Origin of the sequence: Planctomonas deserti (assembly GCF_003067705.1) — a bacterium.
Classification (GTDB): domain Bacteria; phylum Actinomycetota; class Actinomycetes; order Actinomycetales; family Microbacteriaceae; genus Planctomonas; species Planctomonas deserti.
The window spans coordinates 427,701-441,543 of record NZ_QANL01000003.1 but is presented as its reverse complement, the minus strand read 5'-3'; the positions used below and the strand labels follow the sequence as shown (position 1 = coordinate 441,543).

Below are 13,843 nucleotides of genomic sequence, written 5' to 3'. Positions count from 1 at the left end.
CTTGTGTCATGGACGATCCTCCCTCACACATGCCATCGCCCCTCCCGACCCTGACCGCTTCTGTGGTCGACACCGGTGAGGAGGGGCTCCATGAATGAGTGGGTTCTGCTCGCCATCGGCCTCGTCCTCACGGTGGGCACCGGATTCTTCGTCGCCAGCGAGTTCTCCCTGGTCAACCTCGACCGCAGCGATCTCGAGGCGCGCCAGTCCCGGGGCGAGAAGCGCCTCGGCCCGACGATCAAAGCTCTGCGCATCACGTCGACTCATCTGTCCGGGGCGCAGCTCGGCATCACGCTCACGACCCTGCTCACGGGGTACACCTTCGAGCCCGCGATCAGCTCACTGCTCGAGTCCCCTCTCACCGGCCTCGGCATCCCCGAGGCAGTGGTGCCCGGCATCGGTGCCGTCGCCGGCATCGCCCTGGCCACGCTGTTCTCCATGGTCATCGGTGAGCTCGTGCCCAAGAACTTCGCCCTCGCCCTGCCTCTGGCCACGGCCAAGTTCGTCGTTCCGTTCCAGGCCGCCTTCACGACCGTCTTCAAGCCTGTGATCCTGCTCTTCAACAACACCGCGAATGCGGTCATCCGGAAGATGGGGATCGAACCCAAGGAGGAGCTCTCCGGTGCGCGGTCGGCCGAGGAGCTCAGCTCGCTCGTGCGCAGGTCCGCCCTGGAGGGCCTGCTCGACGACGACCACGCGACGCTGCTCGGCCGCACGCTCGCCTTTTCCGATCACACGGCCGGCGACGTCATGACACCGAGGGTGCGGATGACGACGGTGCGCCTCACCGATTCGGCCGAGGACGTCGTCGAGACGTCGCTCGCCAGCGGCTTCTCCCGCTTCCCGGTCATCGGGGAGGACAGCGACGACGTCGCCGGCGTGGTCCACATCAAGCAGGCGTTCGCCCTCCCTCCCGAGGAGCGGGCGGGCGTGAGCGTGTCGGCCCTGGTGTCGGACGCGCGCTTCGTGCCGGAATCGATGGGCACGGACACGCTTCTCGGACTCCTGCGACGTGAGGGCTACCAGATCGCGATCGTCGCGGACGAGTTCGGCGGTACCGCCGGCCTGGTCACCCTGGAGGACCTCGTCGAGGAGCTCGTCGGCGAGCTCGAGGATGAACACGACCGGGCCCGGGTTGGAATCGTCCGCTCTAAGGGCACGGTCGTCTTCGACGCGTCGCTGCGGCCGGACGAGCTCCTTGAGCGGGCCGGGGTCCGCGTCCCCGACGAAGGCGACTACGAGACCGTCGCCGGCTTCGCCATGGAGAAGCTGGACCGCCTGCCCGAGATCGGCGACGAGGTGGGAATCGACACGGGCACCCTGCGCATCGAACGGGTCGTCGGACAGCGGGTCGAGCGCATGCGCTACATCCCGCACCCCGTCGAGCTCCCGGTCCGAGCCGCCCCCACCACCCAGCACGACCGCGTTCTGACCGCACTGAGAGGGGACCAGGCATGAGCGAGTATCTGCCCGGCATCATCTGGCTCGTCATCCTCCTGATCGTCAACGCGTTCTTCGTCGGCGCCGAGTTCGCCGTCATCTCCGCGCGACGGTCGCAGATCGAACCCCGAGCGGAGGCGGGCAGCAAGGCGGCCAAGAAGACCCTCTGGGCCATGGAGCACGCCACCCTGATGCTCGCCACGAGTCAGCTGGGCATCACCGTGTGCTCGCTCGTGATCCTCAACGTCTCGGAACCCGCGATCCACCACCTTCTCGAGATCCCGCTCGCCGCGACGCCGCTCAACCCCGAGGCCATCGGCGTGATCGCGTTCGTGATCGCCCTCGTCCTCGTCACGTTCCTGCACGTGGTCGCCGGCGAGATGATCCCGAAGAACCTGTCCTTCTCGGTACCGGACCGGGCGGCACTGCTGCTCGCGCCCCCGCTGGTGTTCGTGGCGACCGTGCTCAAGCCGGTCATCTGGGCGCTGAACGGCATCGCGAACGCGGTTCTGCGGCTGTTCCGGGTCGAGCCGAAGGACGAGGCCACGAGCACCTACACGCTCGACGAGGTGGCCACCATCGTGCGCCAATCCACCCGCGAGGGCGTGCTGAACGACGCCTCCGGCACGCTCACCGCCGCTTTCGAGTTCACGACGCGCAAGGTCAGAGACGTCGAGGTGCCCGTCGGAGACATGGTCCGGCTCCGCACGGGAGCAACACCGCGCGACATCCAGCGCGCGGTCGCCGAGCACGGGTACTCCCGGTACGTCCTGGCCGACGAGGCCGGGCAACCGACCGGCTACCTCCACCTCAAGGACGTTCTGGATCTCACGGCTCCCGAGGTTTTGGACGCGCCCGTGCCCGACAAGCGCATCCGCCGGATGGGCGCGGTACCGCACGACGCCGACCTCGAGGACGCCCTCGCCTCGATGCGCCGGTCCGGTGCCCACGTGGCTCGCGCCGTATCGGTCACGGGGGGAACCACGGGTGTTCTGTTCCTCGAGGACATCATCGAGGAACTCGTCGGCGAGGTCGACGACATCACCACGGTGTGACGGGCGCCCTCCGAAGGAGGGCGCCACGGCTATGCGGTGCACAGGATCGGCGGATCAGGGACACGTAGGATCGGCGGTTCGCGCGCGCCCCGCGTCGGGCGGAGGTCATCATGGAACTCGACGACAGGATCAGGAACGCCGCGCGGGACATCGCCGGTGAGGCGCAGGAAGCCGTCGGCGAGCACCAGAACGACCAGTACCTGACGCCCGAGGGCGAGAAGAACCAAACTCCCGCCTCAGCCGAGAAGGCCGGCGAGAAGAACACGTAGCACGCACCAACGGTGGTGGCCCGCCCGGGTAGGGCAGGCCACCACTGTCATGTCACCGACCTGTTCCACCGAACACACCGAGAGGCCCCATGAGCATCACGATCCCCACGGCACTGCTGCAGGTGCAGCCCAGCGAGGGTTACGACGGATTCGTCGGCTGGGTCCTCAGCCTCATCGAGGTGCTCGGCGAGGTGGGCGTGGGGCTGGCGGTCTTCATCGAGACGTTCGTGCCCCCGATCCCGTCCGAGGCGATCCTGCCGGTCGCGGGCTTCCTCGCTTACGAAGGGCGGATGAGCGCCTGGGGAGCGTGGCTCGCCGCGACCCTCGGAGCACTCGCCGGCGCCCTCGTCTGGTACGCGATCGGCGCCGCCCTCGGCCGCGATCGCGCCCGTCGTCTGATCGGACGCATCCCCCTGCTTGACCACGCCGACTTCGACAAGGCCGAGGCCTTCTTCGTCCGATGGGGTGGCACGGCGGTGCTCGTGGGGCGGTGCGTTCCGCTGGTGCGCTCGTTCGTGTCGATCCCCGCGGGCATCGAGCGGATGCCCCTGGGGCGGTTCTCGCTCTACACCTTCGCCGGATCCGCGGTCTGGAACGGCATCTGGGTGGGACTCGGCTTCGCATTCGGCCCGGCGATCCGGCCCATCCTCGAGGAGTGGAGCGGGTTGATCTCCTACATCGTCGTCGGCGTGATCGCGCTCCTCATGCTCTGGTTCGTCACGCACCGGGTCGTCGGCCGCCTGCGCTCCGCGTGATCCCCTCGCCGGGTCGCTCCTCGGGAAACCCGTCGACCACCCCGGCCGCGATCAGCCGGCGGCGACCGCCAGCGATCCCGCGTGAGCGGAGCTGCCGAGGTCGCTCCCCTCGAGAGCCTGCTGCGTCTCGAGAGCAGCCGTCCACGCCGCCGTCGAGGCCACGCGTGCCCAGTTGGAGTTCAGCAGGGTCATCACCGTCTCGTGCACGGTCCGTGCCTCTGCGGCGCCGGCCTCGTTGGCGAGATTGATCGCGCCGGTCGCATCCGCGAGCACCTCGGACGTGAAGCCGAGGTACTCCGCCTCCACCGCGGAGGCGAGCACGCAGTTGTTGGTCATGTAGCCGGCGAGGGTCACGGTGTCGACCGACTGCTGACGAAGCCAGTCCGCGAGGTCGGTGCCGGCGTAGACGGATCCGAACCGCTTGATGATCCCCTTCCAGGTGTCCACCGCCCGCGCCGCGACATCCGGGTGCAGGTCGAACTCCGGCGTGCCCGGAGCGAAGACGGGCGCACCCTCCCCGGACGTGTGCTTAACGGCGACGATCGGGATGCCGGCGGCCGTGGCCGCGTCGATGGCCTGCAGGATGTTCGGCAAAGACTCGTCGAGCGGCGGGTACTGGATCTCCAGCAGTCCGTCGAAGTACTGCTGCTGCACGTCGATGAGCACGAGAGCGCGGCGGGGAGGGTTAGGCATCGTGTCTGTCCTTTGGTTGGGGCGCGCCGTCGCAGGTGAGCGCGCCATCCCATCGTCGCGAGGACGCGCGGAGTGCACCAGTGGCACGGATGCCGCCTTACGATGTGTTCGGGCCAAAGGACGGGGACCGATGCGCATCGCGATCTACGCCTTCGAGGGCGTCACTCTCTTCCATCTCGCGGTGCCGCAGATGGTCTTCGACGAGGTGCGCAGACGGGGGCTCGCGGACTGGAACACCGTGGTGTTCTCGGACCGTGCCGGCGCAGTCCGCACCGTGGAGGCGTTGCGGATCGACGGCGTCGTCGGTCCCGATGGAGCCGCCGATGCGGATCTCGTGGTCGTGCCGTCCTGGTACGAGGACGGTCGGGTGCCCGGTTCCGAACTGCGGCGCGTCCTCGTGTCGGCGCGCGACAAAAGGGCGGCGATCGCGGGGCTCTGCCTCGGAGCCCTGCCGCTCGCCGATGCCGGTCTCCTGGCGGAAAGGACCGCTGTGACGCACTGGCGGGCATTCGACGCGCTCACGACGAGGCACCCCGACGTCCACCTCGACGAGAGCGTGCTGTACATCGACCACGGCGACGTACTCACCTCCGCCGGGACCGCCTCCGGCCTGGACGCCTGCCTGCACATCGTCCGCGCCAGACTCGGCGCCGATGCCGCCAATCAGGTCGCGCGGAGCCTGGTGATCGCCCCGCACCGCGAGGGCGGGCAGGCCCAGTACATCGAGCGGCCCATCGCGGTCGAGCCGTCCGATCACGCGATCGCGGCCGTCCTCGACTGGGCTCAGGCGAACCTCCGCGAGCCGCTCACGATCGACGACCTGGCCGCGCGTGCCCGGCAGAGCCGCCGCACGTTCATTCGCGCTTTCCGGGCGTCCACCGGCACCACGCCGGCCGCCTGGATCCGGTCGCGCCGGCTGGACGAGGCGCGTCGCCTGCTCGAGACGACCGACTCCTCCATCGACCGCATCGCCGCCGACTGCGGCTTCGGCAGCGCAGTCACCCTCCGGCAACGGTTCGAGGCCGAGTACGGCACCCCGCCGTCGCAGTACCGGCGGCGCTTCTCCGTCTTCTGAGCAGCGGGGTGACTCTCCGGCCGGGAAGCGAAGCGAGAGGAGCGCCGACCGGAGGAGGGGGTGGGTGGAGGAGCGGGTCGTCGTCAGGCGGTCGCGGGGAGCAGTTCCGCCAGGAGCGCCCGCACCCGGGACTTGATGTCGTCGCGGATCGGACGGACCTCGTCCAGGCTCTTGCCCTTCGGGTCGGTCAGCTCCCAGTCCTCGTAGCGCTTGCCGGGGAAGATCGGGCAGACGTCGCCGCAGCCCATGGTGATCACGACGTCGGACTCACGCACCTGGTCCGTCGTCATCAGTTGGGGAACGGCGTGGGAGATGTCGATGTCCTCCTCGGCCATCGCCGCGATCGCTACGGGGTTGATCTGGTCCCCGGGTTCGGACCCGCCGGAGAGAACCTCGACGGCACCACCGGACAGGGCACGCGCGTATCCGGCGGCCATCTGGGACCGGCCCGCGTTGTGGATGCAGACGAACAGGACGGTGGGCTTATCGGTCACGAGTGTTCCTTTCTCGAACACCAAAAACCATAGACCGCGGTCCACCGGCGTTCCGGCGCCGCCGCCGCCGCCGCCCACTGTCGGACGTTGAACGGCTCCTCACGCCGCCTGGGTGGACGCTTCGGTCGCGTCCCGCGGTGCGCGGCAGTGCGTGCCCGACGGGTTGAGCGTGTACTCGATCACCTCGTCGAGCCGGTCGCGGGCCGCCTCGAGGCCGGCGAGCTGCGCCGTGATCCGGTCGCGCTCCGACACCAGCAGCGCGAACGACTCCGCGGTCGCCTGGCCGAGGTCCACGCACGGCAGAAGCTGCGCGATCGTGCGGCTCGAGAGGCCCGCGCCGAACAGTTGCTGCACGAGGTCCACCCGCTGGATCGCCGCCGGCTCGTACACCCGCTGTCCGCTGGACGTGCGCGAGGACGCGAGCAACCCCTGCTCCTCGTAGTAGCGCAGCGACCGGACGCTGACGCCGGTCCTGCTCGCGAGGTCTCCGATGCGCATGCCCACTCCCGACTTGCCTCTGACACTGATGTGAGGTCTTAGCGTAACCGAGCGCCCGCGGGATGGACCCGCCGGCGGAAAGGAACATCATGGACATCGCCGGTTCTGTCGCCCTGGTCACCGGGGCCAATCGCGGCATCGGACGACGCTTCGTCGAGCAGCTCATCGAGCGTGGCGCGAGCAAGGTCTACGCCACCGCCCGGCGTCCGGAACTCGTGGACATCCCGGGCGTGGAGGTGCTGGCCGTGGACATCACCGACGGCGCGACGATCACGGCGGCCGCGGCTGCGGCATCGGACGTCACCCTGCTGATCAACAACGCCGGGATCGCGACCGGCGGTTCCCTTCTCACGGACGACCTCGCCGATGTGCGCCGGGAGCTGGACACGCACTTCTGGGGCACCCTCGCGATGATCCGCGCGTTCGCTCCGGTCATCGAGCACAACGGTGGCGGCGCGATCCTCAACGTGCTCTCGGCGCTCAGCTGGTTCGCCTCACCGGGGGCCGGCGGCTACTCGTCGGCCAAGGCGGCGGAGTGGAACATGACCAACGCCGTCCGGCTCGAGCTGGCGCCCAGGGGCATCAGCGTGCACGGCGTGCACGTGGGCGCCGTGGACACCGATCTCATGGCCGACTACGACGGCCCGAAGATGGATCCGACCGCCGTCGCCCGGGTGTCCCTCGACGGCGTCGAGCGCAATGCCGCGGAGATCGTCGCGGACGACTGGAGCAGGATGGTGAAGGCGTCCCTGGCCGGCGAGCCCGAGGAGTTCTACGCGCGGCTGTCGGCATAGCCGAGCGGGGGTGCGTGCCGAAGGCCGGCCGGCTTCGGCGGGCACCCCGTCCGGCCGTCGGCCCCCCGGGACAGCCGACACCACCGCGATCAGCGCTCAGCGGCTTGCGGCACTCTCGATCCGGCTCACGATCGCCTCGGTGGTTCCTGTCGCGTCGACGACGCTCCAGCCGTGAGCCGCGGCGAGCTCGAGGTAGACCGCCCGCGTGGCGCAAAGGAACGGGAGCGATTCGATGTCCTCCCCGCGGGAGCGGATGCGGTCGAACGCCACCTCGGCCGGGACGTCGAGCACGACCACCACGTGGGCGGCCAGCAGCCCATCGGCCATCTTCGGCAGCAGGCGACCCCGCGGCAGGCCGCGGACCCTCCGCAGCACCACCTGGCAGATCAGGTGGCGATCCATGATCGACACTCCGCCCGCGAGTCGAGCCCGCGCTTCGGAGGCAAGGACGTTGACGACGCGCACCACAGTCTCGAAGCGATCCGTCCATCCCAGCGAGGGCGCCAGCCCGTAGCGGGCCGATACCCGGCCGAGCCACCGCCGACCGGAGCGATTGCGGAGCACAAGGCCGGGCCGGGCCGAGCGGCCCTGGGCCCGGGCGAGCACCCGTGCCGTCGTCGTCTTGCCCGAGCCGTCGATACCGAGGAGCACGGTGGTGCGGGAAGGGTGAGCGGCGCGCGTTCCCGTTCGGGTCGGGCGTCTCCCCTCCCCCGGCGCCGCCGCCCGCCGGTCTCTCCCCGATCCTGGGCAGGCGCGGGCGGTGCGGCTCGCCGGGTCAGGCACCGAAGCTCTCGTCCGCGGGGCTGCCGGCGGCGCTGTGCGAGACACTGCTGATCACCGCGTCGTCGGCCCACTCGTGCAGTCCGATGGCGCTCGCCAGCACGATGCCGAGCACGCTGAGCGCACCGACCAGCGAGCGCCGGATGCGGGTGATCGGGGGAAGGGTCGTCATGGTGGCTGCCGTTTCTTTCGGGGTGGTCCGATTCTGTCGCGACAGCCTCGCCGTCACCCTGGCACCTCCTATGAGCCCGCTATGAGCGGCGCTTCGGAAGCGGGTCGTCGGCTTGGCGGACGCATGCCGGTCTCACGCCGCCTCCCCATGCCGTGCAGGGCGTATCGATAGTCGCGCGACCGAGGCTGCAGCAGCGCACTCAACCGGTGTGCACCCACAACAGGACAGGAATCACTCATGACGAAGCGCAGGACGAAGATGATCGCGGGGCTGTCGGTCGCGGCCGCCCTCACCGGAGGAAGTCTCGCCGTGGCCGCTCTGCCCGCCATGGCGGAGACGATCGCCTCGACGGATGCGACGACGCCGCCGACGCCCTCCAGCGAGGACGACGCCACGACCGGCGAGCACGGTCACGGTCCTCGGGGTGAGGAGCTCACCGGCGACGTCGCCGCCGAGGTCGAGGCGGCGGTGCTCGCCGAGTACCCGGATGCCACGATCGAGCGTCTGGAGACCGACCCGGACGGGGCTTACGAGGCCCATCTCACGCAGGCGGACGGTACGCGGGTGACCGTCGAGCTCGACGAGGCCTTCGCCATCACCGACACGAGGACCGGCGGACCCGGGCACGGGCCTCGGGGTGAGGAGCTCACCGGCGACGTCGCCGCCCAGGTCGAGGCGGCGGTGCTCGCCGAATACCCGGATGCCACGATCGAGCGTCTGGAAACCGACCCCGACGGGGTTTACGAAGCCCATCTCACGCAGGCGGACGGTACGCGGGTGACCGTCGAGCTCGACGAGGCCCTCGCCATCATCGACACGAGAACCGGCGGGCCCGGGCACGGGCGCGGAGGGCGCCCCGACCGGGACGCGGCGACCCCGGAGACCGAGGACTCGAGCGACTCCGACGCGGGGGGCTCCGCGGCCTCCGGCAGTTGACCGGGCGCGCGGGGTGACGGTCGGGGCGCGGCGGTCACCCCGCGTGACGCTCTTCCCCGGTGCTGGTCATGTCGCCGACCGGCGGCTCGGCTCCGACGACCCGGTAGCGCAGCTGCACGATGCCGCCGGGCGAGGTGGCGGCCGGCTCCACCAGCTCGAGGATCGCGGGGGCGGCGCCACCCGCGAACACCCTCTTACCCGCCCCGAGCAGGATCGGATGGACCCACAGCGTCATCTCGTCGACGAGACGCTCGGCCAGGAGGGTCTGCACGAGGTCCAGGCTGCCGATGACGTGGATCCGCTCGTGACGCTCCCGCAGCTCAGCGACCGCGGAGCGGAGGTCCGAGCCGAGCCGCACCGATCCCGCCCAGGGAAGAGCAACGTCGTGCCGCGACGCGACGTACTTCGGGATGCGATTGAAGAGCTGCGCGATCGCGTCGTCCTGGTGGGGCCAGTACGCGGCGAAGATGTCGTAGGTCCGCCGGCCGAGGAGCAGGGCGTCCATGCCCACCATCCCCGACTGCACCCAGCCGCCGGCGACATCGTCGAGGATCGGCGCCTGCCACCCGCCGAACGCGAAGCCGCCCTCGGGGTCCTCGTCGGGGCGGCCGGGAGACTGGGCCACGCCGTCGAGCGTGGTGAAGAGATCGATGCGGACGAAACCCATGGCGCACTCCCTCGATGGCACCCGTCACCGATGACGGGACGAACGCGACGCTGCCACATCTCCCGCGGCTGCGGCAACCGTCGACCGCCGACCGTCGACTGCGGCCGTCGACCGTCGACCGTCGACCGGTGGCGCGGAGCGGCGCCCTGCCGCCGGCCGATGAGTACCTGAGTACAGTTTCAGCGACGGCGACAGCGCCAACGCCAGCGAACGAAGGGGGAACGACGTGGATGATGAGGCTCCGGGCACCGCGGAGGTGACGACGGGCGGCACCGAGCACGACCCGTCCGAGATCACCTACGACGAGCAGCTGTACCCGGCTCGTCCGCGACGCCTGCGCCCCAGATCCAACCTGCGCGGCGGCAGCCTGCGCCGCTCGTTCGCCGACCCCCGCGCCGCGAACGGCCAGAACCCGGCGTACGTGGAGTGGCTGGTGCGGCAGTCGATGCTGAAGGACGCCGACGTGCTCAGCCGGCAGCTGTCCGGCCAGCCGAGCATGTGGCGCAACCCCTACGCGCGGCCCGACGCCCGGCGTGCGGTGTCGACCGCCGACGTCTGGTTCACCGCCTACCCGATCTCCATCATGACCCGCCCGGGCGAATCGTTCCTCGCGGCACTGGCGGAGCCCGAGCTGTGGGAGGCGTTCCAGGCCATCGGCATCAACGGCGTGCACACGGGTCCGGTCAAGCGGGCCGGCGGCATCGTCGGCTGGGCGGAGACCCCGAGCGTCGACGGACACTTCGATCGGATCAGCACCCAGATCGACCCCGCGTTCGGTGACGAGGAGACCTTCCGCAGGCTCACCGACGTCGCGGAGGAGCACGGCGGCAGCGTGATCGACGACATCGTGCCCGGTCACACGGGCAAGGGCGCGGACTTCCGGCTCGCCGAGATGGCGTTCAAGGACTACCCCGGCATCTACCACATGGTCGAGATCCCGCCGGAGGACTGGGAACTCCTCCCGACCGTGCCGCCCGGCCGCGACTCGGTGAACCTGGACGCCGACACCGAGGCGGCCCTCGCGGGTCACGGCTACATCATCGGCGAACTCCAGCGGGTGATCTTCTACTCCCCGGGCGTGAAGGAGACCAACTGGAGCGTGACGGCTCCGGTCATCGGCGTCGACGGGGTCACCCGTCGCTGGGTGTACCTGCACTACTTCAAGGAGGGTCAGCCCTCAGTCAACTGGCTCGACCCGACCTTCGCCGGGATGCGGTTGGTGATCGGTGATGCTCTGCACTCCCTCGGTGACCTCGGCACGAGTGCGCTCAGGCTCGACGCCAACGGCTTCCTCGGGGTCGAGAAGAGCGCGGAGGGCCTGCCGGCGTGGTCCGAGGGGCACCCGCTGTCGCACGCCGCGAACCACGTGATCGCAGGCATGGTGCGCAAGGTCGGCGGGTTCACCTTCCAGGAGCTAAACCTTACGGTCGAGGACATCCGGGACACCGGTGCCGTCGGCGCCGACCTCTCGTACGACTTCATCAATCGACCCGCGTACCACCACGCGCTGGCGGTCGGCGACACGGAGTTCCTGCGCCTGACCCTGCGCACCTCCCTCGAGCTCGGTGTCGAGCCGGTGAGCCTCGTGCACGGCCTGCAGAACCATGACGAGCTCACCTACGAGCTCGTGCATTGGTCCACGCTGCACAGGGACGACCCGTACACCTACCGCGGTCGCGAGGTCACGGGTGGCGAGCTCGCCGACTCGGTGCGCTCGGACCTCACGCGCGCGCTGACGGAGCCCGCCGCCGACTACAACCTCGTCTTCACGACGAACGGCATCGCCTGCACCACGGCGTCCCTGATCGCCGCCACCCGCGGCCACGCAACCCTCGACTCGATCGAGGAGTCCGACGTGGAGCCGATCCGGGACGCGCACCTCCTGCTGGCCGCGTTCAACGCCTGGCAGCCCGGGGTGTTCGCCCTGTCCGGCTGGGACCTCCTCGGCATGCTCACCCTGCCGCGTGACGAGGTCGCCGACCTCATCGCCGAGGGCGACACCCGGTGGATCGAACGAGGCGCGCACGACCTGGTCGGACTGTCGCCGGACGCCGACCGGTCGGCATCCGGGATGCCGAGGGCCCGCTCGCTGTACGGGTCGCTCCCCGACCAGCTCGCGCAGCCCGGTTCCTTCGCACAGCGCCTGCGCGCGTTGCTGGCGATCCGCGCCGAGCACGGGATCGCCACGGCGACGCAGGTCGACATCCCCGACGTCGCGCACCCGGGGATGCTGGTGATGGTGCACGAGCTCGACCCGGCGGACGACGGCGAGCTGCCCGTCGTGCAGGTCACGGTGCTGAACTTCACCGACCAGACCATCGACGGCACGGTCCACTCCGCGTCGCTGCCCGCCCGGGCAACGGTCATCGACGCGGCGGCGGCCGGCGAGGAGATCGGACACGTGGACGACCTCTGCAGTTTCCCCATCAGCCTGCCGCCCTACGCCGCGAGGTTCCTTCTGCTGCGGAGGGCGGAACAGGCTCAGCCTGCGGCGGAGTGACGGGGAGACCCGTGGGACGGACCGGCGTTCGTCCCACGGGCCCCGTAGTCACTACGCGGATCGGGCGGCGGCGACGTCGAGGATCCATGTGACGCCGAAGCCGTCGGTGAGCATCCCGAATCCCGGGCTCCACGCGGATGCGGCAAGCGGCTCCACGACCGTCGCCCCGACCGCGAGGGCGCTCCAGTAGCCCTGGACCTCCTCGAGGGAGTCGCCCCGCACCGAGACGAAGAACGGCTGATCCGTGATCGTCATACCGTGCTCCCGGCGGGTGGTGCCTGCGGTCGCCGACGCACCGGCGCTGCCAGGGACGTCGTACGCCATCACTCGGAAGCCGGCCGAGGTCTCCACGCTGCCGAACACGACGTCGTCGGCGCCCGGGGCGTCCTTCGGCATGCCGAAGTCGCCGTAGGTCGCGATGGTGGCGCTGCCGCCGAAGACCGAGGCGTAGAACTCGAGGGCCGATCGCGCGTCGCCGCCGAAGTTGAGGTGAGTGGTCGTGGTGATGCTCATGTCTGTCTGCTCCAGGGGATCGTGCCCGGGGCCTGTCCCGGGCAGCTCGAGCATGGCAACCATGTAGGTCAGAATCGGTCCTAGACGCGGAATACGATCGCAGCGTGACCACGACCACGTCCCGGCTGCTCGCTCTCCTGTCGCTGCTGCAGACGAGGCGGGACTGGCCGGGCGCCCTGCTCGCCGAGCGGCTGCAGATCAGTCACCGCACCGTCCGCCGCGACATCGACCGGCTCCGGGAGATGGGCTACACGATCCGGGCGACGATGGGGCCGGACGGTGGCTACCGCCTCGACGCCGGCACCGAACTCCCGCCGCTGCTCTTCGACGACGAGCAGGTGGTCGCCCTCGCCGTCGCCCTGCACGCGGCGAGCCAGTCCGGTGTCGGCATCGAGGAGGCCGCGGTCCGTGCGCTGACCACAGTGCGGCAGGTGATGCCCTCCCGGCTTCGCCATCGCCTTGACAGCCTCGCATTCGAGACCGTCCCGGCGCGGCCCGGCGGAAGTGCGGGCGCGAGCGTCGCTCCACAGGTGCTCGTCGCCCTGTCGACCGCCGTGCGCGCCCGGGAGGTCCTGCGCTTCGACTACGCGAGACCCGGCGGGGCGAACGCCACGCACGATGACCATGGCGACGGCGACGGCGACGGCGACGAGGCCGGCACCGGCACCGGCTCCCGCCCGGCAGACGGCAGGGCGCCCCGGCGAGTCGAGCCGCACTCGCTGGCGACCTCCCTGGGGCGCTGGTACCTCGTGGGCTGGGATCTCGACGCCGAGGACTGGCGTACCTTCCGCGCCGACCGGATCGCCCCGCGGACCCCGACGGGCCCGCGATTCCGTCCGCGCGAACTCCCGGGCGGTGTCGATGCCGCGAGCTACCTCGCGGGCCACTTCCGCGGGTCCGACCGCGCCGGCGGTTGGCCCTGCACGGGCAGGGTCGTCCTCCATCAGGCCGCAGCCGAGGTGCTCCCGTTCGCCGGTGACGGCGTCGTCGAGGACCTGGGGCCCGACCGGTGCATCCTCCAGTCCGGCTCGTGGTCCTGGATGGCACTCGCCGCGTCCCTCAACCGCTTCGACACCGACATCGACGTTCTCGACCCGCCCGAACTGAGGCAGGCATTCGCGCGGCTCGCGGCCCGCAACGCCGCCACCGGGAGTTCGGGACCGGGGCACTCCGACCCCGATCTGTGACGGCAGAACGCCAAG

16 protein-coding genes are annotated in these 13,843 nt (G+C 70.4%); 9 read left to right on the top strand and 7 right to left on the bottom strand.

What is annotated here, in order from left to right; all coding sequences use genetic code 11:
- Nucleotides 1-90 precede the first annotated feature (90 nt).
- The 4 genes from DAI20_RS12895 (at nucleotide 91) to DAI20_RS12880 (ending at nucleotide 3,519) form a co-directional block, all read left to right on the top strand.
- The gene (locus tag DAI20_RS12895; protein ID WP_108251422.1) at nucleotides 91-1,458 is read left to right on the top strand and encodes a hemolysin family protein; all 1,368 of its coding nucleotides are present in this window, start codon (nucleotides 91-93) and stop codon (nucleotides 1,456-1,458) included.
- The gene (locus DAI20_RS12890; protein ID WP_108251420.1) at nucleotides 1,455-2,495 is read left to right on the top strand and encodes a hemolysin family protein; all 1,041 of its coding nucleotides are present in this window, start codon (nucleotides 1,455-1,457) and stop codon (nucleotides 2,493-2,495) included. The genes DAI20_RS12895 and DAI20_RS12890 overlap by 4 nt, the downstream gene beginning before the upstream one ends.
- A 110-nt stretch (nucleotides 2,496-2,605) precedes the next feature.
- Complete coding sequence (locus DAI20_RS12885; protein ID WP_108251418.1) at nucleotides 2,606-2,764, top strand: CsbD family protein; 159 nt, start codon at nucleotides 2,606-2,608, stop codon at nucleotides 2,762-2,764.
- 89 nt (nucleotides 2,765-2,853) lie between these two features.
- Complete coding sequence (locus tag DAI20_RS12880; RefSeq protein WP_108251416.1) at nucleotides 2,854-3,519, top strand: DedA family protein; 666 nt, start codon at nucleotides 2,854-2,856, stop codon at nucleotides 3,517-3,519.
- Between the two features lie 51 nt (nucleotides 3,520-3,570).
- Here the strand turns inward: DAI20_RS12880 and DAI20_RS12875 are convergent, their stop codons facing one another.
- Entirely contained in the window at nucleotides 3,571-4,212 is a 642-nt protein-coding gene (locus DAI20_RS12875; RefSeq protein WP_108251414.1) for an isochorismatase family protein, read from the bottom strand.
- A gap of 130 nt (nucleotides 4,213-4,342) precedes the next feature.
- On the opposite strand from DAI20_RS12875, the gene DAI20_RS12870 reads away from it, so the two are divergent.
- Nucleotides 4,343-5,287 (top strand): GlxA family transcriptional regulator, encoded by a 945-nt coding sequence (locus DAI20_RS12870; RefSeq protein WP_108251412.1) that lies wholly within the window; start codon nucleotides 4,343-4,345, stop codon nucleotides 5,285-5,287.
- 83 nt (nucleotides 5,288-5,370) lie between these two features.
- Here DAI20_RS12870 and DAI20_RS12865 read toward each other — a convergent pair whose 3' ends face one another.
- A complete protein-coding gene (locus DAI20_RS12865; protein ID WP_108251410.1) occupies nucleotides 5,371-5,781 on the bottom strand; it encodes an arsenate reductase ArsC in 411 nt (136 codons plus the stop codon).
- A 99-nt stretch (nucleotides 5,782-5,880) separates the two neighbouring features.
- Nucleotides 5,881-6,279, bottom strand: a complete 399-nt coding sequence (locus tag DAI20_RS12860; protein ID WP_108251408.1) for a MerR family transcriptional regulator — start codon at nucleotides 6,277-6,279, stop codon at nucleotides 5,881-5,883.
- A gap of 89 nt (nucleotides 6,280-6,368) precedes the next feature.
- Here DAI20_RS12860 and DAI20_RS12855 point away from each other — a divergent pair, with 89 nt between their 5' ends.
- Entirely contained in the window at nucleotides 6,369-7,073 is a 705-nt protein-coding gene (locus tag DAI20_RS12855; RefSeq protein WP_108251406.1) for an SDR family oxidoreductase, read from the top strand.
- Between the two features lie 96 nt (nucleotides 7,074-7,169).
- Here the strand turns inward: DAI20_RS12855 and DAI20_RS12850 are convergent, their stop codons facing one another.
- Together DAI20_RS12850 and DAI20_RS18555 are read right to left on the bottom strand one after the other, a co-directional pair.
- Nucleotides 7,170-7,724: a dTMP kinase gene (locus DAI20_RS12850; RefSeq protein ID WP_108251405.1), complete on the bottom strand. Its 555-nt coding sequence runs from the start codon at nucleotides 7,722-7,724 to the stop codon at nucleotides 7,170-7,172.
- A gap of 124 nt (nucleotides 7,725-7,848) precedes the next feature.
- Nucleotides 7,849-8,025 carry a hypothetical protein gene (locus DAI20_RS18555; protein ID WP_159085037.1) on the bottom strand — a complete coding sequence of 59 codons (177 nt, stop codon included), beginning with the start codon at nucleotides 8,023-8,025 and terminating at the stop codon, nucleotides 7,849-7,851.
- Between the two features lie 237 nt (nucleotides 8,026-8,262).
- Between DAI20_RS18555 and DAI20_RS18820 the strand changes: the two genes are divergently transcribed.
- On the top strand, nucleotides 8,263-8,961 hold the full coding sequence (locus DAI20_RS18820; protein ID WP_205781442.1) for a hypothetical protein: 699 nt from the start codon (nucleotides 8,263-8,265) through the stop codon (nucleotides 8,959-8,961).
- Nucleotides 8,962-8,995: 34 nt separating this feature from the next.
- Here DAI20_RS18820 and DAI20_RS12840 read toward each other — a convergent pair whose 3' ends face one another.
- A complete protein-coding gene (locus tag DAI20_RS12840) occupies nucleotides 8,996-9,628 on the bottom strand; it encodes a dihydrofolate reductase family protein (protein ID WP_108251403.1) in 633 nt (210 codons plus the stop codon).
- 256 nt (nucleotides 9,629-9,884) lie between these two features.
- Between DAI20_RS12840 and treS the strand changes: the two genes are divergently transcribed.
- Nucleotides 9,885-12,128, top strand: a complete 2,244-nt coding sequence (treS, locus tag DAI20_RS12835; RefSeq protein ID WP_240606079.1) for a maltose alpha-D-glucosyltransferase — start codon at nucleotides 9,885-9,887, stop codon at nucleotides 12,126-12,128.
- 51 nt (nucleotides 12,129-12,179) lie between these two features.
- On the opposite strand, the gene DAI20_RS12830 is transcribed toward treS, so the two are convergent.
- Nucleotides 12,180-12,641, bottom strand: a complete 462-nt coding sequence (locus tag DAI20_RS12830) for a VOC family protein (RefSeq protein ID WP_108251733.1) — start codon at nucleotides 12,639-12,641, stop codon at nucleotides 12,180-12,182.
- 104 nt (nucleotides 12,642-12,745) lie between these two features.
- On the opposite strand from DAI20_RS12830, the gene DAI20_RS12825 reads away from it, so the two are divergent.
- Nucleotides 12,746-13,828: a helix-turn-helix transcriptional regulator gene (locus DAI20_RS12825; RefSeq protein WP_108251399.1), complete on the top strand. Its 1,083-nt coding sequence runs from the start codon at nucleotides 12,746-12,748 to the stop codon at nucleotides 13,826-13,828.
- The last annotated feature ends 15 nt before the right edge of the window (nucleotides 13,829-13,843 follow it).